The sequence below is a fragment of the Terrabacter sp. Root85 genome, assembly GCF_001429185.1.
Taxonomy (GTDB): Bacteria; Actinomycetota; Actinomycetes; order Actinomycetales; family Dermatophilaceae; genus Terrabacter.
Genome location: NZ_LMIW01000009.1, coordinates 161,286 through 184,876 on the forward strand (window position 1 = coordinate 161,286; position 23,591 = coordinate 184,876).

The 23,591-nt window shown below is 72.0% G+C and carries 23 protein-coding genes; 13 read left to right on the top strand and 10 right to left on the bottom strand.

What is annotated here, in order from left to right; all coding sequences use genetic code 11:
- The first annotated feature begins 55 nt into the window (after positions 1-55).
- The 3 genes from efeU (at position 56) to efeB (ending at position 3,551) form a co-directional block, all read left to right on the top strand.
- On the top strand, positions 56-946 hold the full coding sequence (efeU, locus tag ASE25_RS13005; RefSeq protein ID WP_056825952.1) for an iron uptake transporter permease EfeU: 891 nt from the start codon (positions 56-58) through the stop codon (positions 944-946).
- A 68-nt stretch (positions 947-1,014) separates the two neighbouring features.
- On the top strand, positions 1,015-2,196 hold the full coding sequence (gene efeO / locus ASE25_RS13010; RefSeq protein ID WP_056825954.1) for an iron uptake system protein EfeO: 1,182 nt from the start codon (positions 1,015-1,017) through the stop codon (positions 2,194-2,196).
- Positions 2,193-3,551 carry an iron uptake transporter deferrochelatase/peroxidase subunit gene (efeB, locus tag ASE25_RS13015; RefSeq protein WP_369793490.1) on the top strand — a complete coding sequence of 453 codons (1,359 nt, stop codon included), beginning with the start codon at positions 2,193-2,195 and terminating at the stop codon, positions 3,549-3,551. Before efeO ends, efeB begins: the two co-directional genes overlap by 4 nt.
- Before the next feature lie 122 nt (positions 3,552-3,673).
- Here the strand turns inward: efeB and ASE25_RS13020 are convergent, their stop codons facing one another.
- The gene (locus tag ASE25_RS13020; protein WP_056825956.1) at positions 3,674-4,783 is read right to left on the bottom strand and encodes a diacylglycerol kinase family protein; all 1,110 of its coding nucleotides are present in this window, start codon (positions 4,781-4,783) and stop codon (positions 3,674-3,676) included.
- Positions 4,784-4,864: 81 nt separating this feature from the next.
- Here ASE25_RS13020 and ASE25_RS13025 point away from each other — a divergent pair, with 81 nt between their 5' ends.
- From ASE25_RS13025 to ASE25_RS13040, 4 genes are all read left to right on the top strand, one after another.
- Entirely contained in the window at positions 4,865-5,413 is a 549-nt protein-coding gene (locus ASE25_RS13025; RefSeq protein WP_056825958.1) for a DinB family protein, read from the top strand.
- Positions 5,410-6,465, top strand: coding sequence for a Gfo/Idh/MocA family protein (locus ASE25_RS13030; protein WP_056825961.1), 1,056 nt, complete (start codon positions 5,410-5,412; stop codon positions 6,463-6,465). Before ASE25_RS13025 ends, ASE25_RS13030 begins: the two co-directional genes overlap by 4 nt.
- 66 nt (positions 6,466-6,531) lie before the next feature.
- Entirely contained in the window at positions 6,532-7,029 is a 498-nt protein-coding gene (locus tag ASE25_RS13035) for a hypothetical protein (protein ID WP_056774769.1), read from the top strand.
- 51 nt (positions 7,030-7,080) lie between these two features.
- A complete protein-coding gene (locus ASE25_RS13040; protein ID WP_200959101.1) occupies positions 7,081-7,563 on the top strand; it encodes a DUF2500 domain-containing protein in 483 nt (160 codons plus the stop codon).
- A 20-nt stretch (positions 7,564-7,583) separates the two neighbouring features.
- Here the strand turns inward: ASE25_RS13040 and ASE25_RS13045 are convergent, their stop codons facing one another.
- Positions 7,584-8,603, bottom strand: a complete 1,020-nt coding sequence (locus tag ASE25_RS13045; RefSeq protein WP_056774764.1) for a hypothetical protein — start codon at positions 8,601-8,603, stop codon at positions 7,584-7,586.
- Between the two features lie 83 nt (positions 8,604-8,686).
- Positions 8,687-10,120: a glucose-6-phosphate dehydrogenase gene (zwf, locus tag ASE25_RS13050; RefSeq protein WP_056774761.1), complete on the bottom strand. Its 1,434-nt coding sequence runs from the start codon at positions 10,118-10,120 to the stop codon at positions 8,687-8,689.
- Positions 10,121-10,348: 228 nt separating this feature from the next.
- Between zwf and ASE25_RS13055 the strand changes: the two genes are divergently transcribed.
- Positions 10,349-11,281 carry a YhjD/YihY/BrkB family envelope integrity protein gene (locus ASE25_RS13055; RefSeq protein ID WP_056774758.1) on the top strand — a complete coding sequence of 311 codons (933 nt, stop codon included), beginning with the start codon at positions 10,349-10,351 and terminating at the stop codon, positions 11,279-11,281.
- A gap of 27 nt (positions 11,282-11,308) precedes the next feature.
- The gene (locus ASE25_RS13060; RefSeq protein WP_056774754.1) at positions 11,309-11,572 is read left to right on the top strand and encodes a GlsB/YeaQ/YmgE family stress response membrane protein; all 264 of its coding nucleotides are present in this window, start codon (positions 11,309-11,311) and stop codon (positions 11,570-11,572) included.
- A 23-nt stretch (positions 11,573-11,595) separates the two neighbouring features.
- On the opposite strand, the gene ASE25_RS13065 is transcribed toward ASE25_RS13060, so the two are convergent.
- The 3 genes from ASE25_RS13065 to ASE25_RS13075 form a co-directional block, all read right to left on the bottom strand.
- Positions 11,596-13,254: an ABC-F family ATP-binding cassette domain-containing protein gene (locus ASE25_RS13065; RefSeq protein ID WP_056825963.1), complete on the bottom strand. Its 1,659-nt coding sequence runs from the start codon at positions 13,252-13,254 to the stop codon at positions 11,596-11,598.
- Positions 13,255-13,548: 294 nt separating this feature from the next.
- Positions 13,549-14,262, bottom strand: coding sequence for a response regulator transcription factor (locus tag ASE25_RS13070; protein WP_056775322.1), 714 nt, complete (start codon positions 14,260-14,262; stop codon positions 13,549-13,551).
- Positions 14,259-15,494, bottom strand: coding sequence for a sensor histidine kinase (locus ASE25_RS13075; RefSeq protein WP_200959103.1), 1,236 nt, complete (start codon positions 15,492-15,494; stop codon positions 14,259-14,261). The genes ASE25_RS13070 and ASE25_RS13075 overlap by 4 nt, the downstream gene beginning before the upstream one ends.
- A 186-nt stretch (positions 15,495-15,680) precedes the next feature.
- Between ASE25_RS13075 and ASE25_RS13080 the strand changes: the two genes are divergently transcribed.
- Positions 15,681-16,580, top strand: a complete 900-nt coding sequence (locus ASE25_RS13080) for an ABC transporter ATP-binding protein (protein ID WP_056774748.1) — start codon at positions 15,681-15,683, stop codon at positions 16,578-16,580.
- Positions 16,577-17,425, top strand: a complete 849-nt coding sequence (locus tag ASE25_RS13085; protein ID WP_056774745.1) for an ABC transporter permease subunit — start codon at positions 16,577-16,579, stop codon at positions 17,423-17,425. Before ASE25_RS13080 ends, ASE25_RS13085 begins: the two co-directional genes overlap by 4 nt.
- 85 nt (positions 17,426-17,510) lie before the next feature.
- On the opposite strand, the gene ASE25_RS13090 is transcribed toward ASE25_RS13085, so the two are convergent.
- A complete protein-coding gene (locus ASE25_RS13090; protein WP_056825965.1) occupies positions 17,511-19,097 on the bottom strand; it encodes a catalase in 1,587 nt (528 codons plus the stop codon).
- A 66-nt stretch (positions 19,098-19,163) separates the two neighbouring features.
- Here ASE25_RS13090 and ASE25_RS13095 point away from each other — a divergent pair, with 66 nt between their 5' ends.
- Together ASE25_RS13095 and serS are read left to right on the top strand one after the other, a co-directional pair.
- Positions 19,164-19,697: a hypothetical protein gene (locus tag ASE25_RS13095; RefSeq protein WP_056825967.1), complete on the top strand. Its 534-nt coding sequence runs from the start codon at positions 19,164-19,166 to the stop codon at positions 19,695-19,697.
- A 194-nt stretch (positions 19,698-19,891) separates the two neighbouring features.
- Complete coding sequence (gene serS / locus ASE25_RS13100) at positions 19,892-21,217, top strand: serine--tRNA ligase (protein WP_056825969.1); 1,326 nt, start codon at positions 19,892-19,894, stop codon at positions 21,215-21,217.
- A gap of 47 nt (positions 21,218-21,264) precedes the next feature.
- Here the strand turns inward: serS and ASE25_RS13105 are convergent, their stop codons facing one another.
- From ASE25_RS13105 to ASE25_RS13115, 3 genes are all read right to left on the bottom strand, one after another.
- Entirely contained in the window at positions 21,265-22,311 is a 1,047-nt protein-coding gene (locus tag ASE25_RS13105; RefSeq protein WP_235508677.1) for a Gfo/Idh/MocA family protein, read from the bottom strand.
- Between the two features lie 46 nt (positions 22,312-22,357).
- Positions 22,358-23,098 (bottom strand): GntR family transcriptional regulator, encoded by a 741-nt coding sequence (locus tag ASE25_RS13110; RefSeq protein WP_056774733.1) that lies wholly within the window; start codon positions 23,096-23,098, stop codon positions 22,358-22,360.
- 66 nt (positions 23,099-23,164) lie between these two features.
- Entirely contained in the window at positions 23,165-23,578 is a 414-nt protein-coding gene (locus tag ASE25_RS13115) for a universal stress protein (RefSeq protein ID WP_056774731.1), read from the bottom strand.
- Positions 23,579-23,591: the final 13 nt, after the last annotated feature.

Genomic DNA, 23,591 nt, shown 5'->3' on the forward strand with positions numbered 1-23,591 from the left:
ATTCCGTCACGTCGCCGTGGCGTAATTGCTGAGAATAACCTGAGAGAAGGCACCCGTGCTCGCGAGCAACGCGCTCATCGGACTCCGAGAAGGACTCGAGGCGGCCCTCGTGGTCGTCATCCTCGTGGCCTTCCTCGTCAAGACCGATCGCCGCTGGGCCCTGCGCCACGTCTGGACCGGGGTCGGTGTCGCCGTCGCCCTGTCGGTCGCCCTCGGGGCCCTGCTCACCTACGGCACGAAGCAGCTGACCTTCGAGGCCCAGGAGCTCATCGGTGGCAGCGCCTCGATCATCGCGGTCGTCTTCGTCACCTTCATGGTCTTCTGGATGAAGTCCGCCTCGCGGACGATCTCGGGCGAGCTCAAGGGCAAGCTCGACAAGGCGCTCGACATGGGCCCGCTCGCGATCGCCCTCGTCGCCTTCCTCGGCGTCGGGCGCGAGGGACTCGAGACGGCGATCTTCTTCTACGCCACGACCGAGGCCGCCGGCCAGGGCAACAACCAGCCGCTCATCGGCTGGGTCATCGGTCTCGGCGGCGCCGTCGTCCTCGGCTGGCTCATCTACCGAGGCGCGGTCAAGATCAACCTCGGCACCTTCTTCCGCTACACCGGCATCCTCCTCGTCCTCGTCGCGGCCGGCATCCTCGCCTACGGCATCCACGACCTCCAGGAGGCCGGCTTCCTGCCCGGCCTGACGACGCTCGCCTTCGACGTCAGCGCGACCGTCGACCCGGGCAGCTGGTACGCCACCCTGCTCAAGGGCATCTTCAACTTCACGCCCGCGACCACCGTGCTCCAGGCCATCGCGTGGGTGCTCTACGTCGGCATCGTCCTGACCCTCTTCCTGCGCCCGGCCCGGCCGGCCGCCCCGGTCGCCCCGGCTGCCCCGGCGCAGCAGGCCCCCAGCGCGACCCCGACGAGCGACGCGCGTCCCACCGTCGCCGCCTGACCGTCTCGCGCCGACCGGCCCGGCCGGTCCCCTCCGCACTCACACCGACGCCCTCCAGGAGAACCACCATGCCCCGCCCTGCCTTGCGCCCCGCTGCCCGCGCCGTGCGCACCGCCGTGCCCGTCGCCCTGTCACTCGCAGCGGCCCTCGCCCTGACCGGCTGCGCCGACAAGCCGACCGCGACTGCCGGCTCGACCGCGGCCGGTGGCGGCGGCGGACCGATCACGGTCAACGCCACCGACACCGCGTGCGAGCTGAGCGCCACGACGGCCAAGGCCGGCACCGTGACCTTCCAGGTCACGAACTCGGGCAGCAAGGTCAACGAGTTCTATCTCTACGCCGAGGGTGACCGCATCGTCTCCGAGGTCGAGAACATCACGCCCGGCCTGAGCCGCGAGCTCAAGGTCGAGATCACCGAGCCCGGCACGTTCACGACCTCGTGCAAGCCCGGCATGGTCGGCGACGGCATCCGCGGCGCGTTCACCGTGACGGGCACCGCGGCGAAGGGCAGCGCCGACTCGAAGGTCGCCAAGGCGATCACCGACTACAAGGCCTTCGTCGCCTCCGAGGCCGACGAGTTCGTCGACGGCACCGAGGAGTTCGTCGCCGCGGTCAAGGCCGGTGACGTCGCGAAGGCCAAGTCGCTCTACGCCCAGGCGCGCCACCCGTGGGAGGCCATCGAGCCGGTCGCCGAGAGCTTCGGCGACCTCGACCCGAAGATCGACGGCCGTGAGGACGTCATCGCCGACGGCATGGCCTTCACCGGCTACCACCGCCTCGAGAAGGACCTCTGGAAGGACGGCCTCCAGAAGGACTCGGGTGCGATCGCCGACCAGCTGCTCGCCGACGTCACCGAGATCGCCGCGAAGAGCAAGACCGTCGAGCCGACCGCCCTGTCGATCGCGGGCGGCGCCAAGGCCCTGCTCGACGAGGTCGCGACGGGCAAGATCACGGGCGAGGAGGAGCGCTACTCGCACACCGACCTCTGGGACTTCGACGGCAACCTCGAGGGCTCGCGTCAGGCGCTCGCCGTGCTGCGCCCCGTCATCGCCGAGCGCGACCCGGCCCTGCAGAAGGCCCTCGACGCCGACTTCACCGAGCTGTCGAGCCTGCTCGCCAAGCACAAGACCGGCGCCGACTACGCGAGCTACACCGCGCTCACCGAGGCCGACATCAAGGACCTGACCGTCTCGCTCGACGCGCTCTCCGAGCAGGTGTCCAAGGTCCCCGGAGTCGTGGAGGCCAAGTGAGCCCCTTCCCTGACGAGCCCGGCGTCCCCGAGCGCGCAGACGCGACGGTCCCCGGGACCGAGGTCGGTGGCGGCGTGAGCCGCCGCCGTCTCCTGGGCGCCTCCGGGACCGCCGCGGTCGCCGGCGTGGTCGCGGGCGCGACGAGTGCCTATGCCGTGTCGCGCGGTACCGACGCCTCTGCGGCAGGTGCCCCGACGGCCACCGCAGCGCCCGCGCTCGCGCTCGACGCGGCCATCCCGTTCCGCGGTGAGCACCAGGCCGGCATCGTCACTCCCGCGCAGGACCGCCTCCACTTCGTCGCGCTCGACGTCGTAACGAAGGACCGCACGCAGCTGCGCCGGCTCCTCGAGGACTGGACCCGTGCGGCCGAGCGGATGACGGCCGGCGCCGAGGCAGCGCCCGGCGGGCTCGTCGGTGGCGGCCCCAACCGGGCTCCCGAGGACACGGGTGAGGCCTACGGCCTGCCGGCGTCCGGGCTGACGATCACGATCGGCTACGGCCCCTCCCTCTTCGACGACCGGTTCGGCCTCGCGTCGAAGCGCCCGGCCGCGCTGCGGGACCTCCCGGCCTTCACCGGCGACCAGCTCGATCCGCGCCGCACGGGCGGGGACCTCTGCATCCAGGCGTGCGCGAACGACCCGCAGGTCGCGGTCCATGCCGTGCGCAACCTCGTGCGGCTCGGCTTCGGGGTCGTCGCGGTCCGCTGGTCCCAGCTCGGCTTCGGCCGCACGTCGTCGACGTCGACCGCGCAGGCCACGCCGCGCAACATGTTCGGCTTCAAGGACGGCACCAACAACGTCAAGGCGGAGGAGCCGGAGGGCCTCGCGCAGCACGTGTGGGTCGCACCTGACGACGAGACCGGCGGCGGTGCGTGGATGGCCGGCGGCTCCTACCTCGTCGCGCGCCGCATCCGGATGCACATCGAGGTCTGGGACCGGACGAGCCTGCAGGAGCAGGAGGACGTCATCGGTCGCGACAAGAAGGAGGGGGCCCCGCTCGGCCGGGCGAAGGAGTTCGACGCGCTCGACTTCGCGAGGAAGGGCCCCGACGGCCAGCCGGCGATCCCCGTCCGCGCGCACGTGCGTCTCGCCCACGAGAGCCAGCTCGGCGGCATACGCATCCTGCGGCGCGGCTACAACTTCACCGACGGCTCCGACGGCGTCGGCCACCTCGACGCGGGGCTCTTCTTCCTCGCCTACATGCGCGACCCGGGCCGGCAGTTCGTCCCGATGCAGCGGGCCCTCGCCAAGGCGGACGTGCTCAACGAGTACATCGAGCACAACGGCTCGGCGGTCTTCGCGTGCCCACCCGGTTTGAAGGACGGGCAGACTTGGGGTCAGGCGCTCTTCGCCTGAGCGGCCCTGCCCGGACCCATCCCCTCCTCCCGCCCGAACGCTGCGTTCGGTCGCGAACTCAGTGTTCTAACAGCGCGTTCGCCACCGAACGCTGCGTTCGATGCGGGGGGTGAGGGGGCGGCCTACTGGCTGACGCGCACCGTGAGGCAGCCGGGGCGCACGGTCGCACTGACCTCGGTGGCCTCGCCGATGACGTCACCGTCGATCTGGACGGGCACGGGCCGGTCGGTGCGCACGCGGATCTCCTTGCACGCCTTGTGGTCCAGGGTCGGGTGACCCTTGCGCTGCCGGGTGGCGACCCGCGTCGCCACGGGCACCCAGCCGACGACCCCGCGCGGGGACGCGATGACGGCGTCGAGCTGGCCGTCGTCGACGCGGGCGTTCGGCATGAGCACGAGGCCGCCGAGGAGGCGTCCGCAGTTGCCGATGACGACCATCCTTGCGCGACGGCGGAACTCGAGCTCGTCGTCGACCTTGACGGCGATCCGGAACTCCGGCGAGACGAGGTGCTTGGCCCCCGAGACCATGTAGGCGGGCCAGCCGACCTTGGCCTTGAGGTTCTCGTTGGTGCCGGCCATGATCTGCGCGTCCATGCCGACACCGCTCATGACGAGGAAGTAGTGCGTCTCGGGGTCGACCGGCTCGTCGGAGTCCTCGCCCGCCTCGCCGCTCGCGGTCACGCCCAGGACGAGCTCGCCGACGTCGATGCGCCGGTTGCGCCCCGTCAGCGCGACCGCAACGGCCGCCTCGAGGGCGACGGGCAGGTCGAGGTTGCGCGCGAGCAGGTTGCCGGTGCCGGCGGGGAGGATGCCGAGCGCCGTCTCGGTGCCGACGAGGGCGGTCGCGACGTTGCGCACGGTGCCGTCGCCACCGAGCGTGCACACGATGTCGACGCCGTCGCGGACGGCCTGCGCGGCCTGCCCCTGCCCAGGGTCCTCGACGGTCGTCTCGTAGAAGTGCGGCTCGCCCCAGCCGTTCGCGAGGCACGTGGCGGTGATCCGCTCGCGCACCGCGGGCAGGTCGGTGAACTTCGTGGGGTTGATGACGATCCCGGCCCGCTTGAGCGGGGCGGGGCTCTCGTCACCGCTGCGGAAGTGGTCGCGCGGCGGGCGGGGACGGCGGCGCAAGGTCGCGGTCGCCTCAGGAGCGACGCGGGTCAGGACGACTCCTCCGATGACCAGCGCCAGCACGACGAGGCCGGCGACGATCCACGGCAGGTAGTCCTTGAGCACGAAGACATACGGTATCCCCCGCAGGGTGGACTCCCCGAACTGCCGCTCGCCGGTGGGCGCCCCGGCCCTAGGCTGGGCGCCATGAGCGAGCCCCTCACCGACCCCGGGCCGTCGATGCCGGACGACGCGGACTGGACGTGGGTCCTGACGCGACCGTGCCCCGACTGCGGCTTCGACGCCGCGGCCGTCGAGCCCGCCGACGTGCCGGCGCTGCTCCGCGACGCGGGGCAGCGGTATGCCGCCGCACTGGGTCGCGAGGACGTGCGGGCCCGCCCGGCCGAGGGCGTCTGGTCGCCGCTCGAGTACAGCTGCCACGTCCGCGACGTCTGCGACGTCATGCGGGGCCGGCTCGAGCAGATCCTCGCCGGAGGCGGCGAGGTCGTCCGCTTCGCCGACTGGGACCAGGACGAGAGCGCCGTCGAGCAGCAGTACTGGCGCTCCGACCCCGACGTCGTGGCACGCGAGGTCACGGCGGCGTTCGAGGCGGCGGCGACGGCATACGCCCTCCCGGCGGGTACGCAGTGGGAGTGGCCGGCCCTGCGCAGCAACGGCTCGGAGTTCACGGCCCGTACCCTCGCGCTCTACTTCACCCACGACATACGCCACCACCTCTGGGATGTGAACGCATGACCCTGCCCATCGACGTGCCCCTCCAGCTGCCCGAGCCGCGCACGCCCGACCCGCACGACGCCCCCGCCATCCGATGGGGCGTCCTCGCGCCCGGTGGCATCGCGCACGCCTTCGCCGACGCCGTGGCGGTCGGGACGTCGTCGTCGGTCGTCGCCGTCGGCTCGCGCAGCCGCGAGCGGGCGCAGGACTTCGCCGACGAGTTCGCGGTCCCGCGGGCGTACGGCTCCTACGAGGAGCTCGTCGCCGACCCGGAGGTGGACGCGATCTACGTCGCGTCGCCGCACTCCGAGCACCGCGACCACGCCCTGCTGGCGCTCGAGGCCGGCAAGCCGGTGCTCGTCGAGAAGGCCTTCGCGCGCAGCGCCGCCGAGGCCCGCGAGGTGCTCGCCGCCGCCGACGCCCAGAACCTGCTCGTCGTCGAGGCGATGTGGAGCCGCTTCCTGCCGCACTACGACGTCGTGCGACACGTCGTCGAGACCGGCCTCATCGGCGAGCTCGTCGCCGTGTTCGCCGACCACGGGCAGCGCCTCTACCCCGGCGGCCCGGCCCGCCTCTCGCAGCCCGAGCTCGCGGGTGGCGCCCTGCTCGACCTCGGCGTCTACCCCGTGTCGTTCGCCGACCTCGTGCTCGGCGCACCGTCGGCCGTCACGGCCACCGGCACGCTCACCGACCTCGGCGTCGACGCGACGACGACGATCACCGTCACCGGCTCCGGGGGAGCCCACGGCGTGCTCTCGTGCACGATGGCCGCGGTCACGCCGGTCACCGCGGTCGTCGCCGGCACCCTGGCCCGCCTCGAGCTGTCCGGCGCCTTCTACGGTCCGGGCTCGACGATCCGGCTCGTCGGCCCCGACAACGAGGTCATCGACGAGCGGCCCGGCGGCCTCACCGAGGACGTGCGCGGCTTCTCCTACGAGGCGGCCGAGTTCGCCCGCTGCCTCGTCGCCGGTGACACCGAGTCACCGCTCATGCCGCACGCCACGACGCTGCGCGTCATGGAGACGATGGATGCCGTACGCCGTCAGGTCGGGGTCGTCTACCCCGGCGAGTGAGGTGGGGCGGGCATCACCCCCAACAGGTGATGCCCGCCGACGTCGGCGCGACGAGGATCGAGTGCCATGACGACGACGACATCGCTCACGGCGGACCAGGCCGACCTCGTCCGCGAAACCGAGCCGGCCCGCCTCGCCGAGCTGTCCGAGGACGAGCTCATCGAGCTGCACCAGAGGGTGCGTCGGGCCCGCACCAAGCACGTCGGCCTCTACCGGCGTCAGGCCAGCGCGCGGGTCGCGGCCAAGGGGTCTCGCGGCGCGGCTCGACCGGCCAACCGGCTCAACGCCGACCGGGCCGAGGTCTTCGAGCTGGCTCTGGCACGGGTCAGTGCGAGGCTCGGCGTCGTCGCCCGAGCCGCGGCCGCCGACCTCAAGGCCGAGCGCCTCGCGGCGGCGCGTGAGGTCAAGGCCGGGACGGGTCCGGGATCGGTGGCCTCGACTGCCGGTGCCGCCTCGGTGCCGTCGGGCAAGCGGCGCGCGACGAAGACGACGGGCGGCCAGAAGCGGGACGCGTCGTCGCAGTCGCAGGGCGCCCGCCGACAGGCCAAGAAGGATGCTCGCTAGACCGAGCCCGACGGCGTGCAACCATTCGGGCCGGGGACGCAGTCATAGAGGATGACTCACCCGACCGACGACAGGGTTGCCATGCTCACCGAGGAGTTCGTCCCGTTCGACCAGGCGATGTCCGGTCCGCCGCCGCTGTTCATGGCGTTCTTCGGCCTCGTCGCCATGGTGGTCGTCGCGGGGTTCGCGTTCGTGATCATCAAGGGCGTCTCGCAGTGGCGGGCCAACAAGGCCAGCCCGCTGCGCAGCGTCGAGGCCCTCGTGGTGTCGCGTCGCACCGACGTGCGCCGGCGTTCCGGGTCGCCGGGCCTCCCCGGCGCCGAGGCCGGCGCGCCGATGAGCGCCGACACTCCCTCGAGCGCGAGCACGACGTACTTCGTGACGTTCGAGGAGCCGTCCGGCGAGCGCCGTGAGCTGATGGTGTCCGGTCGGGACTTCGGCCAGCTGGCTGAGGGGGACCGAGGCCACCTCATGCACCAAGGCACTCGCTACAAGGGATTCACCCGCCAGACGGTCGTCGACGGCCCACGCTGAGGCATCACCGGCCGGGCGGGTCAGGGCAGCTGGACGGAGCCTGTCGCGGTGACGAAATCCTCGCCGACGAGCCGGGTGTCGAAGGTCAGGTCCACCCGCCCGTGCGTGTCGGCCGAGATGGGGAAGCACAGGTGCAGTCGGCGCACGGGTGGGGCGTCGACGCCAAGGACGAGGCTCATCCCGGGCTCGGCGACCGCCGCGGTGCTTCCGGCTGGGCTGGCCATCGCGCGCTGTGCCGCGACGCCGCCCACCGATCGCGACGGCGACTGGATCGTCCCGACGAGCTCGAGGACGAGCTGGTCGGAGGCCAGGGGCACATAGGTCACGTCGACCGGGTTCGGACCCGAGCACGCCGCCGCCAGGAGGCTGACGTCGCGCGACTCGAACCTGGCGCCCGTGTGGGCGTTGCTGATGACGACGGTCGCCGGGACGTCGCGCGGGCGGGTCGCGACGGCCGTCGCGTTGGCCTTCGGGTCGCCGAGGGCGAAGACGGCCTGGTGGTCGCCCTCGCCGCCGAGGACGAGCTGGGCCGCGGTCAGGTCGAAGTCGTCCGGCACCGAGGGAAAGCGCAGGGTGCTGGGCAGCGTCGTGCCGTGCGGGATGGTGTCGGAGGCCGTGTCCCACGCCGTCACGTGGTCGGGGGAGCCGACCGAGATCTCGGCTCTCGTGGCGCCGAGGTTGGTGTCGACGGACGACGTGTTCGTCAGTTTCGCCTGCACCTCGAGCAGCCGGGTCTGCTCGTCGAGGCGGGCGGAGACGAGCTCGATCTCGAAGCCGGACCACCACACCGGAGCGCCCGGCAGGAAGGCCGCTTCGGTCGGAGAGCCTGACCCGGAGGCCGTCGACGGAGCGGTGGAGGTCAGCCCGTCAGCGGCGGCCGACGTCGCCGAGCCGACGGCAGCCGTGCCCGGTCCCGGCGCGGGGCCCGGGTTCGGCGTGCCGACCGAGCTCCCGCAGGCCGCGAGGAGGCCTGCGGCAGCGGTCGCGACAGCAGCAGTGGTCGCGGCGGTCGCGGCCCTGACCAGACGTGTGGGCACCATGGCGGCTCCATCGTTAGCGGGCCACCCCAGTGTGCTCGCGGGCTCCCGGCCCGCGCAGCCGAATTACGACCTCCTGGTTGGGCTCAGGCGCCGGTCGTGTTGGGGTCGCGCCAGCGCCGCTCGAAGGGCAGGCGCCACGTGAAGGGTGCGACGAGCTGGTGGATCTGGTTGGGGCCCCACGTGCCCGGGTCGTAGGGGCGCACGATCGGCGGGTTGTCGAGGAGCGGCTGGCTGATCTCCCAGAGGCGTTCGATGCCGTCGGCCGACGTGAAGAGGGTGCGGTCGCCGCGGGCGGCGTCGTAGATGAGCCGCTCGTACGCCTCGAGCACCGCTCCGGCCCAGTCGGTCTCGCCCATGGAGAACTGCATCGAGAGCTTGTCGAGCTTCATCCCGGGCCCGGGTCGCTTGCCGTAGAAGGAGAGCGACATGCGTGACCGGTCGGCGAGGTCAAAGGTCAGGTGGTCGGGGCCGTTGTCGCCGACGCCCGATCCTGCCGGGAACATCGAGCGCGGCGGCTCTTTGAAGGCGATCGAGATGATGCGCGCGCCCTCAGCCAGCCGCTTGCCGGTGCGCAGGTAGAAGGGCACCCCCGCCCAGCGCCAGTTGTCGACGAAGCACTTGAGCGCGACGAAGGTCTCGGTCTGGCTGTCGTGCCTGACGCCGGGGACGTCGCGATAGCCGACGTACTGCCCGCGCACGACGTCGTGCGGCTCGATCGGCGACATCGACCGGAAGACCTTGTTCTTCTCCTCGCTGATGGCGTGCGGCTCGAGCGCCGTCGGCGGCTCCATCGCGGTGAAGGCGAGCACCTGGAAGAGGTGCGTGACGACCATGTCGCGGTAGGCGCCAGTGCTCTCGTAGAAGTCCGCGCGCTGCGCGAGGCCGAGCGTCTCCGGGACGTCGATCTGGATGTGGTCGATGTGGTTGCGGTGCCAGATCGGCTCGAAGAGGCCGTTGGCGAAGCGGAAGGCGAGGATGTTCTGGGCCGCCTCCTTGCCGAGGAAGTGGTCGATGCGGAAGATCTGCTCCTCATCGAAGACCTCGTGGAGCTCGGCGTTGAGCTTGCGGGCGCTCTCGAGGTCGGTGCCGAAGGGCTTCTCCATGATGATCCGGCTGCGTTCGACGAGACCGGCTTCGGCGAGCTGGTGCACGACGGCGAGGGCGGCCTTGGGCGGCACCGAGAGGTAGTGCAGCCGTCGTGCGTCGGGTCCGAGGATCGCCTCCGACTCGTCGACGGCGGCCCGGATCCCTTGCGGCCCGGAGCTGCCCGGCACCCAGTGGATCCGCTCGGCGAACTCGCGCAGGTCGTCGTCGCTCACGTTGTGGCTGCTGTGCTCGCGCACCGACGCGAGGACGAGGTCGAGGAACTCCTCGCGGCTCAGCTCGTCGAGCGAGGTCGCGACGATGCGCAGGCCCTCGAGGAGCTGGGACTCGTGCAGGTGCAGCATGCCCGGGAGCAGCTTGCGCCTGGCGAGGTCTCCGGTGGCGCCGAAGAGGACGACCGTGGTGGCTGGCATGGGTCCAGCGTGGCGCAGATCGGGCGCCAGCGGGAGGTGCGGTCCGGACCGGTCGGGCGAAGACCCACCACTGGGGCGCTCGCCGTGGGAACCTCAGCCATGGCACACGGGGCCGGGCACGACGCAGACCTGGAGGCCGACGGGGGCGCGGTGGAGCCCGCGTCAGGTCGTCTGGCGCGTCTGCGGTCACGAGGGGAGGACACCGCGTCCCGGTATGCCCGGAAGTACATGGAGCTCTCCCGCCGCATTCCCGCGGCGAAGGTGCCCCTGGAGATGGCGGCCCTCTACGTCGCCCGCCAGGGCATGCTGCTCGCCAGCGCCGTCGCGTTCCGCACCTTCCTGTGGCTGCTCCCGCTCGCCCTGCTCGTGTCCGGCCTGGTGGCGGGACTCAGCCGCGCGATCCCCGGTGCGGCCGAGGACGCCGTCGCCGTCACGGGGGTGACGAGCACCCTGCGGCAACAGATCACCGTCGCCCTCGAGGAGTCCACCCGCTCGTGGTGGGTGGCCGTGCTCGTCGGTCTCTTCCTCTCGCTGTGGACGACGCGAACCCTGATGCGCAACCTCGTCATCGTCAACGCGCACGTGTGGGACGCCCGGGTGCCGCGACGCACGCAGCGCGAGGTGCTGGGGGCGACGCTCGTCTTCGGGGCGGCCTGGCTGGGCATCTTCCTCGGTGCCGCGCTCGTCACGAGTCTCGACAACCTCCTGCCCGGCGGCATCCTGCTGTCCTTCGTCTGCCAGGCGGGGATCTCCGGCGCCGGGTGGGTGCTCATCACCCTCCACCTGCCCGACCGGCGTCGGTCCTGGCTGGACCTCGTGCCCGGCGGCCTGCTCTTCGGGGTGGGGCTCGCGACCCTCCACGTCATCAGCCGCGTCTACCTCCCGGCCCGGATCGAGCACTCGTCGGCGCTCTACGGCTCGCTCGGCGTCGCCGGTGCCGTGCTCGTCTGGCTCCTCGTCGCCGGTCAGCTCATCGTGGGCTGCGCCATCCTCAACCGGGTGTGGCTACGCCACCAGGACCCGACGTTCGACCTGGACTTCGACGCGTCGTTGGACTTCTCGATCGAGCCGGCCATCGAGAGGGCCGCCGAACGTGCCACCGAACGGACCACCGAACGGACCACCGAGAAGCCAGATGATTCGGGCGACACCACGGTCTGAGGCGTCTGGTGCCTCTATGCTCGGCCCATGCTCATCATCGGCATGATCCTCTTCGGCATGCTCGTCGGCGCCGCCGCCCAGCTCATCCTGGGTCGCGAGGGCAAGAGCATCGACTGGACGATGGCCATCGTCGCGGGCCTCGTGGGCTCGTTCGTCGGTGGTCTCCTCGCGAGCCTCATCGCGGGCGACGGCCTCGCGCTGCGACCGAGCGGCATCATCGGCTCGATCGTCGGCGCCGTCGTCGTGACGGCCGTGTGGCGCTGGAGCCGCACCCGCAGCGTCACCCGCTGACCGAGCCTCTGCCGCAGGTCCGGTCAAAGGCTCTCGACGCGGACGCGTCCGCGCGTGACGACCCACCGGTGGGTCAGGCGTATGCCGTCGAGCAGGCTCTCGTCGTGGCTCACGACGAGCACGGTCCCTCCGAAGGCCGCCACGGCGGCCTCGAGCTGCTCGATGGCGTCGACGTCGAGGTGGTTCGTCGGCTCGTCGAGCACGAGGACGTTGACCTCACGACCCTGGAAGAGGGCCATGAGCGCTCGCGTCCGCTCTCCCATCGACAGGCTCCGGGCCGGACGTGAGACGTGCTCGGACCCGAGCCCGAACTTCGCGAGGAGGGTGCGCACCTCCGCGACCGGCCACTCGCTCCCCGACCTCGGGTGGGTCCCGAGCTCGCGCCGCACGACCTCGAGCACCGAGGCGTCGTCGTCGAGCAGGTGCCGGCGCTGGTCGATGACGCCGACGGCCACACGCGTGCCCAGGCTCTGGCGACCGGACGTGAGGGGCAGGTCACCGAGCAGGGCGCCGAGCAGCGTCGTCTTGCCCGAGCCGTTGTCGCCGACGAGCGCGATGCGGTCGCCGCGGCCGACGACGAGGCTGACCGGGCCGAGCCGGAAGCCGTGCCGCTCGACGACCGCGTCGGAGAGCGTGGCCACGACATCGGCGGAGGGCCGGCCCTCGGTGATGGCGTAGCGCAGCTGCCACTCCTTGCGTGGTTGCTCCACCGCGTCGAGTCGATCAGCGGCCCGCTCGAGGCGGCCGCCCTTCGCGGCCTGACGGTCGGCCCTGGCCTTGTGCTTCTCGCGGATGTGCTTGTCAGGCTCCTTGCCGAGCGCGACATTGCGCCGCCCCCGGTCGGCCCAGTCGTGCCGCTGCCGGGACTGCGCGAGCAGCGAGTCCCGCTCGGCGGCATACCCCTCGTACGCCTCCCACGCGTGGGCGCGGGCGAGCTCGCGCTGCGCGACGAAGCTGCTCCAGCCGCCGGTGTAGTGGCCGATGCGCTGCTGCTTGACGTCGAGCTCGACGACGCCGGTGGCGACCGCGTCGAGGAAGGTGCGGTCATGGCTGGCGACGAGGATCGGGCCCTCGTGCGCGGCGACGAAGTGGGCCACGAGGGTGAGCCCGCGGGCGTCGAGGTCGTTCGTCGGCTCGTCGAGGAGCAGCACGTCGTACTGGCTGAGCAGCACGGCGACGAGGCAGGCCCGCGCGGCCTGCCCGCCGGACAGGGTGCCGAGGGGACGGTTGGACGCGACGTCGAGCCCGACGCGGGCGGCCGCCTCGGGCAGCCGCTCGTCGAGGTCGGCGGCCCCGAGCGCGAGCCAGCGCTCGAGGGCGGCGGCGTAGCGGTCCTCGCTGCCCTCGTCGCCGGCAGCGATCGCGGCGGACGCGGCCTCGAGCTCGGTGTCGGCCGCCGTGACGCCGGTGCGTCGACGGGCATACGTCAGGAGGGTCTCCGACGGGTCGGGCACGACTTGCGGGAGCCAGCCGACCGTCGCGTCGCGCGGGGCGAGACGGATCGAGCCGGCCTCGATCGGCAGCTCGCCGACGATGGTGCGCATGAGCGTCGACTTGCCCGACCCGTTGGGGCCGACGACGGCGAGCACGTCGCCGTCGGCGAGGGTCAGGTCGAGACCGGAGAAGAGGGTGCGTGCCCCGAAGGCGACGTCCAGTCCGGAGATGGTGAGGGTGGAAGACATGGGGGTCCTTGATGGTCGGCAGGGCCCCGCGGGTGACGTCAGACGGTCGTCGTCAGGTCAGCGGCGGGCGGGCTCGAGGCATCAGGAGATCCACACGGGAGAGAAGGTACGCGGCGCCCAGGGCTCGCGTCCAGCCCTTTTCCGTCGCGCTCGGGCAACTCGACCCCGCCCGGGCGGAGTTGTGGTGGTCAGGCGGCTTCCGGGGCGCGCCAGGTCCGCCCGGGCGGAGTTGTGGTGGTCAGGCGGGCTTCCGGCGCGCGCCAGGTCCGCCCGGGCGGAGTTGTCGCGCCGGGCTCAGGGGAGGGCGGCGTCGTGGACGACGATGGCGATCTGGACGCGGTTGTCGGCGCCGAGCTTGTCGAGGACGCGCGACACGTGGGCCTTGACGGTCGGCACGGAGAGGTAGAGCTCGCGCGAGATGTCGGCGTTGGACAGTCCGCGGCCGATGGCGAGGGCCACCTCGCGCTCGCGGTCGGTGAGGGTCGCCAGGCGGGCCTCGGCGTCGGCGCGGCGGCGGTCGCCGGCGTCCGCCACGGCTCCTCCGCCGGTCGCGACGTGGGCCATGAGGGTCGCGGTGACGCTCGGCGACAGGATCGGCTCGCCGGTGGCGACGAGGCGCACCGCCTCGACGAGCCGTCGCGGCTCGGTGTCCTTGAGCAGGAAGCCGTGCGCGCCGGCCCGCAGCGCCTGCACGACCATGTCGTCGGCGTCGAAGGTCGTCAGGACGATGACCTTGAGGTCGTCGCCGCGCGCACCGCGGACGGCCCGGGCGCCTTCGGACAGCAGCGCTCTCGTCGTCTCGAGGCCGTCCCGGCGCGGCATCCGGATATCCATGAGGACGACGTCGGGCCGGTGCTCGTCGACGACGCGCTCACCCGCGATGCCGTCACCCGCCTCCGCGACGACGTCGAGGTCGGGTGCCCCACCGAGGATCATCCTCAGCCCGGCACGCACGAGCGCGTCGTCGTCGACGATCACGACGCGCGTACGCCATGGGTCCCCGGTCATCGCGACCACGGTAGCCGGGCCGTGAGGACGAAGTCGCCCGCGCGGTCGGGACCGTAGGTCAGCTCGCCCCCGGCGAGGACGGCCCGCTCCGTGAGCCCGAGCAGCCCCAGCCCGGCTCCCACCGTGACGTCCTGGCGTATGCCGTCCGCTGCGTCCCCGCCTCCGCGCGGGACCGTGTTGCGCACCGTCACGCGGACGGCCTCGTCGTCGAGGCCGCCCTCCGGGGCGGTGGCCACGGTGACCCGGACGGCCGCGCCAGGGGCGTGCTTGCGGGCGTTCGTCAGGCCCTCCTGCACGATCCGGTAGGCGCCGCGCGACACCTGCTCGGGCACACGCTCGAGGTCACCCGACCGGTCGAGCCGGACCGTCGTGCCGCCCGAGCGTGCCTCGGCGACGAGCGCCTCGAGGTCGGCGAGCGTCGGCTGCGGCGGCTGGGGCGTGCCGTCGGCGGGAGCCCCCGAGCCGGGCACGTCGCGGAGCACCCCGAGCACGGCCCGCAGCTCGGTCAGGGCCTCGTTGGCGCTCTCGCGGACCACCTCGGCCGTCTCGGAGACCTGCTCGGGCGTCAGGTCGGTGCGGTAGGCGAGGGCGCCGGAGTGCATGGCCACCAGGGAGATCCGGTGTGCGAGGACGTCGTGCATCTCGCGCGCGATCCGGGCCCGCTCTGCGACCTGCGCCTGGACGACGCGCATCGCCTGCTCGCGCTCGGCGGTCAGGGCCCGTTCGTGGAGCGAGGCGACGAAGGCGCGGCGCTCGCCGATGGCCCAGCCGATCGCGACGCTGACGGCATAGCTGAGCAGGCCGATGATGACGTTCGGCAGGGTGACGACCTGGTCCTCGGTCGGGTAGACCATCGAGTGCGACCAGCCCGCCACCATCCACGGCACGAGGACGACCGCGATCTCGCGCCAGTGGCGGCGCGTCGACAGGGACACGAGCGCCACGACGGACGCACCGATCGCGACGGAGGAGATCCCGGAGAGGGCCGCCGTGACGACGGCGACGGCGAGCGGCCAGCGGCGGCGCCACAGCAGCAGCGTCGTCGAGCCGAGCCCGATCGCGAGGTCGACGAGGAGCCAGTCCTTGCCGAACGTCGGCTCCACGTGGCGTTGGTCGAGCTGCGCCTGCACGGCGCCCCAGAGAGCGAGTCCGAAGAGGAAGGCGACCCCGAGCCGCCACGTCTCACCCCACACGTGGCCCCGTCGGGTGCGGGCGATCCGGGGCAGCGGCACCCGGCCAGCGTAGGCGCCGACCGGGCGCGACGGCATCCGACCAAGGTCTCGTCCGCGACCGCCGACGGGGTCCGACCCTGAGCACGGACCCTGACTCCGGTCAGGGTCGGGTGCGACCTAGGTAGGGGTCGGAATCAGGCTTGTGACGGATGTGCGACCACCGCCTCTCCCGGGAGGGTGGAGCCCATGATCACAGTGGAACGACTCACCAAGCGCTACGGCCCGTTCACGGCCGTCGACGACGTCTCCTTCGACGTCAAGCCGGGCCTCGTCACCGGCTTCCTCGGCCCCAACGGCGCGGGCAAGACGACCGCGATGCGCGTCATGGCCGGCCTGACGCCCGCCACGTCAGGACGGGCCACGGTGCTCGGCAAGCCGTATGCCGCCCTGCCGAACCCCGGCCGCCACGTCGGCCTCCTGCTCGACGCCTCCGCGCAGCACGCCGGCCGCACCGGCCGCGAGGTGCTGACACTCGGCGCCATCCTCATGGGTGTCGGCAAGCACCGCGTCGACGAGATGGTCGAGCTCGTCGGCCTCACCGAGAAGGAGGCGAACCGCCGGGTGCGCAACTACTCCCTCGGTATGCGCCAGCGGCTCGGCATCGCGCACGCGCTGCTCGGCGACCCCGAGGTGCTCATCCTCGACGAGCCGGCCAACGGTCTCGACCCCGCCGGGATCCGCTGGATGCGTGACCTCCTGCGCGGTTACGCCAACGAGGGCGGCACGGTGCTGCTCAGCTCGCACCTGCTCAACGAGATCGAGCGCGTCGCCGACGAGATCATCGTCATCGGCCACGGCAAGATCGTCGCCCACGGCACCAAGGACGAGCTGCTCGCCGGGGCCGGCACCTACACCCGCTCCACCGACGACGACGCCCTCCTGGCCGCGCTCGCCGAGGCCTCGATCGTCGCCCAGCGCACCCCGACGGGCGGCCTGCAGGTCGAGGCCGAGCCGATCGCCGTCGGCCGCGTCGCCGTCGCCCACCAGATCGTCCTGACCGAGCTGCGCGGCGCCGACAGCCGGGGCCTCGAGGAGATGTTCCTCGACCTCACGGCCGACGCCGCCCGAGAGGAGGTGGCGGCATGACCGCCACGACCACGACGACGCCCACCGCGGCTCCCGTCTCCAAGAACGCCGAGTCGGCCCTGCCGACCCACGCCAAGGTGCCGAGCCGCATCGCCGGCACGCGTCCCACGACCGGGGTGCCCTTCGGCCGTCTCGTCCACGTCGAGCTGCGCAAGATGCTCGACACCAGGGCAGGCCGCTGGCTCCTCATCGGCATCGGCGCCATCATCGCGGTCGCGCTGACGATCATGTTCTTCAACGAGGGTGGCCAGCACGCCTTCGGCGAGTACCTCCAGGCCACGACGATGCCGATGGCGCTCATCCTCCCGGTCGTCGGCATCCTCGCCGTGACGTCCGAGTGGAGCCAGCGCACCGGCCTCGTCACCTTCGGTCTCGAACCGCGCCGCATGCGCATCGCGTGGGCCAAGCTCCTCTCTGCGCTCCTCGTCGGCGTCTGCGCCTTCGCGCTGTCGCTCGTGCTGGCCGCCCTCGCGCACCAGGCCGCGATCACCTTCCGCGGCATCACCGGCGACTGGTCCACGGACGCGCTCGTGCTCCTCGGCGCCGGCGGCTACGTGCTGCTCGGCATCGCCCAGGGTGTCGGTTTCGGCATGCTCTTCAAGAACACGCCCGCCGCGGTCGTCGTCTTCTTCGTCCTGCCGACCGCGTGGTCGATCCTCGGCTCGATGGTCTCGTGGCTGGGCGACGCCGCGACCTGGCTCGACATGAACCAGACGATGCAGCCGCTCTTCGAGGGATCGCTGACGGGTGCCCAGTGGGCCCACCTCGCCACCTCGGTCGCCGTCTGGGTCGTCGCGCCCCTGGCTGTCGGCATCTGGCGCCTGACCCGCGCCGAGGTGAAGTAGCACCTGACCACGAACAAGAGGTATGCCGTGTGCCTGACGGGGGCACACGGCATACCTCTGCGTGTTGCTGGGGCGAAAGGCCTTGTCAGTTGGCCGCGTTCGTCTTCGTCTCGACGATCGGGTCCTTGACGACCTTGGCGTCGTCGGCGTCTCCGCCCGGGTTGGCGCCGCCGAGGCCGGCGCGGACGAGCTCCTCGATCTGCTTGCCCGTCTCGGCGTCGACGCTCTTCCAGTAGTCGATGGCGCGCTCGAGCACCGGGGACTTCACGCCGCCGAGCAGGTGGCCGGCCACCGTCTCGGTGAACGCCTCTCGCTGTGCGTCGTCCCAGACCTCGCGGACGAGCAGGCCCGCCTGGCTGAAGTCGTCGTCGTCCTCGCGCAGCGTGTAGGCCTGGCGCACCATGGCGCCGTCGGTCTCCCAGCCCTCCTCGACCTCACCGACCTCGTCGGCGTAGCCGCGGCCCTCGCTGTTGGGGGCGTAGACGGGCAGGTCGCCGTGGTGGTCGTAGGCCATCGGGCCGTCCTGCGTGTAGGTGTTGAGGCCCTCGACGCGCGGACGGTTGACCGGCAGCTGGAGATAGTTCGGGCCGATGCGGTAGCGGTGCGTGTCGCTGTAGGCGAAGACGCGGCCGAGCAGCATCTTGTCGGGCGAGAAGCCGATGCCCGGCACGACCGCCGACGGCTCGAAGGCCGCCTGCTCGATCTGCGCGAAGAAGTTGTCGGGGTTGCGGTTCAGCGTCATCGTGCCGACCTTGATGAGCGGGTAGTCGCGGTGCGGCCACACCTTCGTCAGGTCGAACGGGTTGACGTGGTAGGTCTTCGCGTCCTCGTAGGGCATGGCCTGGATCGACAGCGTCCAGCTCGGGAAGTCGCCCGCCTCGATGGCGTCGTGGAGGTCGCGGCGGTGGTGGTCGGCGTCCTGACCGGCGATGCGCTCGGCCTCGGCGCCGGTCAGGCCCTCGACCCCCTGGTTGCTGTGGAAGTGGTACTTGACCCAGTGCTTGTCGCCGGCCCCGTTGACCCAGAGGAAGGTGTGGCTGCCGTAGCCGTTCATGTGGCGGAACGTCTTCGGGATGCCGCGGTCGCCCATGAGGTAGGTGACCTGGTGCGCCGACTCCGGGTTGAGGCTCCAGAAGTCCCACTGCATGTGGTTGTCGCGCAGCCCCGAGCCGCCGCGGCGCTTCTGGCTGCGGATGAAGTGCGGGAACTTCATCGTGTCGCGGATGAAGAAGACCGGGGTGTTGTTGCCGACGAGGTCGTAGTTGCCCTCGGTCGTGTAGAACTTCAGCGCGAAGCCGCGCGGGTCGCGCCACGTGTCGGGGCTGCCCTGCTCGCCGGCGACCGTCGAGAAGCGCGCGAGCATCTCGGTGCTGGCGCCCTTCTGGAAGAGCGCGGCCTTGGTGTAGGCCGACACGTCCTCGGTGGTCTCGAAGGTGCCGAACGCGCCGGAGCCCTTGGCGTGGACGTTGCGCTCCGGGATGCGCTCGCGGTTGAAGTGCGCCATCTGGTTGAGGAAATGGTGGTCGTGCAGCAGGATCGGGCCGTCCGGGCCGACCGTGAGCGAGTTGCGGTCACTCGGCGCCGGTGCTCCGGTCTCGGTGTGCGACCCGAGTCGCGCCTCCTCGCTCGGGGCCGTCTCGATGGACTCGCGGGACTTCGTGCTCTCACTCATGTCTGCTCCTTCGACGTCTGTACAGGGGCCATACCCAGTCGGCTCCGCCGGTCCTAGAGTCGGGTCATGAGGCTGCGCCGTGTCGTCGAGGCCGTGCCGGTGGTGGCCGCGCTGGCCACGGCCCTGCTGGCTGCCGGGTGCACGACCGACGGAGGCGTGCGCGTGTCGCCCACGGTTGGCGTGTCCGCGGGGGCCGCGACGCCCGAGGTCTCCCTGACGCCCATCGACCCCGGGCCACCACCCGTCGTGACGGTGCCTCCGCCGGTGGCCGGTGAGGTGGCGCGGGTGGTCGTGAGCAAGCAGGGCTCGGGCAAGGCGTTCCGCAACGTCCCCGGCGTGCCGGTCGCCGAGGGGCGCACCTACACGGTCGAGGTCGCGTGCGCCGCCGGTCGGGCCACGGAGGGCTCGAGCTACGCCGTCTACGATGCCGCGCCCGGCACGTGGGGCCACGGCGAGCCGCTCTACTCCCGCCCCTTCGCGTGCGACGGCGCCGTGCAGCGGACCGTGCACCTCGGGCTGCCGTCCGGGCGCGTCCAGATCGACGTCCGCGGCCTCCCGGCCGACGCCGTGACGGCATACGCCCTCATCCGCCCCGAATAGTCGAGTGAGCGCCCCGCCCCACTCGAGTGAGCGCTCCGTAACAGTCGAGCGAGCGCGCCGCCCCACGCGTCACGCGACGGATGGGACGGAGTGCTCAGTCGTGTGTGGTCAAGCGCTCACTCGAGGTGGGGAGGGTGGGGGACCGGCGGGATCTCGGTCGTGGGTCCGCGGGGCGCGCGGATAGGCTGACCCGCGTGATCGACATCAAGCTCGTGCGCGACGAACCCGACCGGGTCCGCGCCTCGCAACAGGCCCGTGGTGAGGACCCGGGGATCGTGGACGCGATCCTCGCTGCCGACGAGCGCCGTCGATCGTCCCTCGGCGACTTCGAGAAGCTGCGCGCCGAGCAGAAGACCGTCAGCAAGTCGGTCGGCGCGGCCATGGGTGCCTTCCAGAAGGCGAAGAAGTCGGGCGCCGACGACGCCGACCACCTGGAGAAGGTGGCGCACGAGGCGCGGGCGCGCGCCGGCACGCTGAGCGAGCAGGTCAAGTCGCTCGAGAGCGACGCCGACGAGGCCGGGGCCGAGCTCGAGCGCCTGCTCCGCCGGGTCGGCAACGTCATCATCGACGGTGTGCCCGTCGGCGGTGAGGACGACTACGTCGTGCTCGAGACCGTTGGAACGCCAAGGGATTTCGAGGCCGAGGGCTTCGAGCCGCTCGACCACCTCGCGCTCGGCGAGAAGCTCGGCGCCATCGACATGGAGCGCGGCGCCAAGGTCGGTGGCGCGCGCTTCTACTACCTCACCGGCGTCGGGGCCCTCCTCGAGCTGGCGCTGCTCAACATGGCGATGGCCCAGGCGACCGCGTCCGGCTTCACGCCGATGATCACGCCGACGCTCGCGCGCCCGGAGGTCATGGTCGGCGCCGGCTTCATGGACGCGCACGCCGACGAGGTCTACCACCTCGAGGCCGACGACCTCTATCTCACCGGCACCTCGGAGGTCGCCCTCGCCGGCTACCACTCCGACGAGATCATCGACCTGACGAACGGCCCGAAGAGGTATGCCGGGTGGTCGGCCTGCTACCGCCGCGAGGCGGGGTCGCACGGCAAGGACACCCGCGGCATCATCCGCGTGCACCAGTTCCACAAGGTCGAGATGTTCAGCTACTGCCGTCCCGAGGACGCCGAGGCCGAGCACCAGCGCCTGCTCGCGTGGGAGCAGGAGATGCTCGCCAAGATCGAGGTGCCCTACCGGATCATCGACACGGCGGCCGGCGACCTCGGTGGTCCGGCGGCTCGCAAGTTCGACTGCGAGGCCTGGGTGCCGACGCAGGGCAAGTTCCGCGAGCTGTCGTCGACGTCGAACTGCACGACCTACCAGGCGCGCCGGCTGGGCACCCGCGAGCGTGATCCGAACGGCTCGGGCACCCGCGCCGTCGCGACGCTCAACGGCACGCTGGGCACGACGCGCTGGCTCGTCGCGATCCTCGAGAACCACCAGCAGGCCGACGGCTCGGTCCGCATGCCCGAGGCCCTGCGCCCCTTCCTCGGCAGGGACGTCCTGACGCCGCTGTCCTGACCACCCGGTTGAGGTGGGCGCGCCGCGGAAACGCGCGCGCGATCACCTCAAACCGTGGGGGAGTAGGTGACGCCGAGCTGCCTCGCGACCTCGTCCAACGCCGCCATGTTGGCCTGGACCGACTCTGCCGCGTGCAGGGGAGACTCGAGCAGGCCGTCGCCGATGCAGCGGGCCACTTCGAGGGCCGAGTGGTAGAGCGCGCCGTGACCGATCGGCTCGGGATCGGTCCACGTCACCGAGCCTGACCCGTCGGCGGAGGTGACGACGACGTCGCCGGGCATGAAGAACGGTCCGGGCAGGGTCAGCGTGGCCTCCGTCCCGGCGATGGTGGCCGCCGTGGGCGTACGCGTGAGCAGCGTCGAGTGCAGCACGCTCGTCGCGTTGCCGGCGTGGGTCAGGAGCATCGCGGCCTGGCCGTTGACCCCGGACGCGGCCGTCTCGCCGGACGCCAGGACGCGCGTGGCCGGGCCGAGCGCCCATGTCGCCAGCGTCGTGACGTAGGTGCCGAGGTCGAGGAGCGAGCCGCCGGCCATGGCCGGGTCGAGGATGCGGTGCGGCGGGTCGAAGTGCTCGCCGTGGTCGGCGATGACGGTGCGCACGTCGCCGAGGAGGCCGGCGTCGAGCACCTGCCGCACGACGTCGAAGCGCGGCAGGAAGAGCGACCACATGGCCTCCATGCAGAAGACGCCGGCGGCCCCTGCAGCAGCCGAGATCGACTGTGCCTCAGACGCATCGAGACCCAGCGGCTTCTCGACGAGGACGTGCTTGCCGGCCCCGACGGCCAGGAGTGCGCCCGCGAGGTGCGCGTGGTGCGGCGTCGCGACGTACACGACGTCGACGTCCGGGTCGCTCACCAGTGCCTCGTGGCTCGCGTGCGCCCGCAGCCCACCCGCACCCCGGGCGAAGGTGTCGGCCGAGGCCTGCGACCGCGACCCCACGGCCACGACCTGCTGCGTCGTCGTGGCCTGGAGCGACGCGACGAAGCGTGACGCGATCCACCCTGTGCCGAGGATGCCCCAGCGGAGGATCGGCACGCTGTCGGGCGACGGACGGCGTGGGGCGGGGAGGGTGGTGGGCAGCGAAAGGGCCGACACGGCATACCTTCTCGGTGGTCGGGCGCCGCGACGGACCCCGGCGCGGTCAGCGCTCGTCGAGCATGACCTCGATGGAGTAGTCCTGGGCGCGGTAGCAGTGGTCGCCGTACTCGACGGGGCCGCCGACGGCGTCGAACGCGGTGCGCGACATCGTCAGGACCGGCTGGGACGGCGTGAGGTTCAGGTGCTTGCGCTCGGAGGCCGACGGCTGCCGCGCACCGATGCGCTGGTGGGCCACGACGGGCTTGCCGCCGCGAGCGCGGAGCAGGGCGTAGAGGCCGTCGTGCTCGAGGTCCTCGCGGCTGATGTCGGAGTAGGCCGGCGGCAGCCAGTTGCGCAGGATCGCGAGCGGCCGGTCGCCGTCGAGACGGAGCCGGACGAGGCGCAGCAACGGCGTGTCGGCCGGGAGGCCCATCGCCGTCGCCGCGACCTCGTCGGTCGTCACCTCGTGCGTCAGCACCTGGGTGCGAGGGTCCCCCGAGCCCTCGCGCCGCAGGTCGTCGTAGAGGCTCGTCAGCTCGGCCCGCCGGTGGATCTGGCGGCCCGCGACCGTCGTGCCGAGACCTCGCCGCCGCAGCAACAGCCCCTGCCCGACGAGCTCCTGGATGGCCCGCCGCACCGTCGGTCGCGACAGGCCGAGCCGGTCGGCCATCGCGACCTCGTTCTCGAACGGGTCCCCCGGCTGGAGCACGCCGTCCGCGATGGCCGCGCTCAGCTGCTCGGCCAGCTGGTGGTAGAGCGGGACCGGCGTCTCGCGGTCGATGCGGACGTCAACGGGCTTGGGCATGGCCGCAGACTAACGAGACGTTTCGGCCATGCGCGCACGTGTTCATGTCAGCACACCCTCGTGTCATCACCTCGGGCTCTTGACGACGAGGACGGGCACGTCCGCGTCGAGGATGATGTTCTGCGCCACGCTGCCGAGGAAGGCCTTGCCCATCGGCGAGCGGCGCCGAGCCCCGATGACGAGCAGGTCCGGACCGAGCTCGTGCACGGTCGCGAGGATCGCCTCGGAGACGTCCGCGATGTCCCGGCCCCCGGGGACGAGGCGCACGTCCCACTGGAGGTCGGGCAGGCAGGCGGCCTCGAGCGCGCTCTCGACGGCATCGGAGATACCGGCCTTGTTGGCCTCCGCGATGTCGTTGTCGAGCGACTCGACGACGTGGACGACGAGCAGGTGGGTCCCGCGGTATGCCGCCTGGCGGGCTCCCTCCTGGAGCGCGAGCGCGCTCGAGCTGCGGGTGTGGTGGGCGACGGCGACGCTCATGACGCCACCCCGC

Coding starts and splice junctions, on each gene's coding strand:
- ASE25_RS13115 (WP_056774731.1), bottom strand. CDS start 23,578: ATGAGCGTCGCCGTCGCCCACCACACCCGCAGCTCGAGCGCGCTCGCG.
- ASE25_RS13035 (WP_056774769.1), top strand. CDS start 6,532: ATGACGACGACGACATCGCTCACGGCGGACCAGGCCGACCTCGTCCGC.
- ASE25_RS13065 (WP_056825963.1), bottom strand. CDS start 13,254: ATGTCTTCCACCCTCACCATCTCCGGACTGGACGTCGCCTTCGGGGCA.
- efeO (WP_056825954.1), top strand. CDS start 1,015: ATGCCCCGCCCTGCCTTGCGCCCCGCTGCCCGCGCCGTGCGCACCGCC.
- ASE25_RS13090 (WP_056825965.1), bottom strand. CDS start 19,097: ATGAGTGAGAGCACGAAGTCCCGCGAGTCCATCGAGACGGCCCCGAGC.
- ASE25_RS13080 (WP_056774748.1), top strand. CDS start 15,681: ATGATCACAGTGGAACGACTCACCAAGCGCTACGGCCCGTTCACGGCC.
- ASE25_RS13070 (WP_056775322.1), bottom strand. CDS start 14,262: ATGACCGGGGACCCATGGCGTACGCGCGTCGTGATCGTCGACGACGAC.
- ASE25_RS13110 (WP_056774733.1), bottom strand. CDS start 23,098: ATGCCCAAGCCCGTTGACGTCCGCATCGACCGCGAGACGCCGGTCCCG.
- ASE25_RS13095 (WP_056825967.1), top strand. CDS start 19,164: ATGAGGCTGCGCCGTGTCGTCGAGGCCGTGCCGGTGGTGGCCGCGCTG.
- ASE25_RS13045 (WP_056774764.1), bottom strand. CDS start 8,603: ATGGTGCCCACACGTCTGGTCAGGGCCGCGACCGCCGCGACCACTGCT.
- ASE25_RS13060 (WP_056774754.1), top strand. CDS start 11,309: ATGCTCATCATCGGCATGATCCTCTTCGGCATGCTCGTCGGCGCCGCC.
- ASE25_RS13085 (WP_056774745.1), top strand. CDS start 16,577: ATGACCGCCACGACCACGACGACGCCCACCGCGGCTCCCGTCTCCAAG.
- ASE25_RS13030 (WP_056825961.1), top strand. CDS start 5,410: ATGACCCTGCCCATCGACGTGCCCCTCCAGCTGCCCGAGCCGCGCACG.
- ASE25_RS13055 (WP_056774758.1), top strand. CDS start 10,349: ATGGAGCTCTCCCGCCGCATTCCCGCGGCGAAGGTGCCCCTGGAGATG.
- zwf (WP_056774761.1), bottom strand. CDS start 10,120: ATGCCAGCCACCACGGTCGTCCTCTTCGGCGCCACCGGAGACCTCGCC.
- ASE25_RS13025 (WP_056825958.1), top strand. CDS start 4,865: ATGAGCGAGCCCCTCACCGACCCCGGGCCGTCGATGCCGGACGACGCG.
- ASE25_RS13040 (WP_200959101.1), top strand. CDS start 7,081: ATGACTCACCCGACCGACGACAGGGTTGCCATGCTCACCGAGGAGTTC.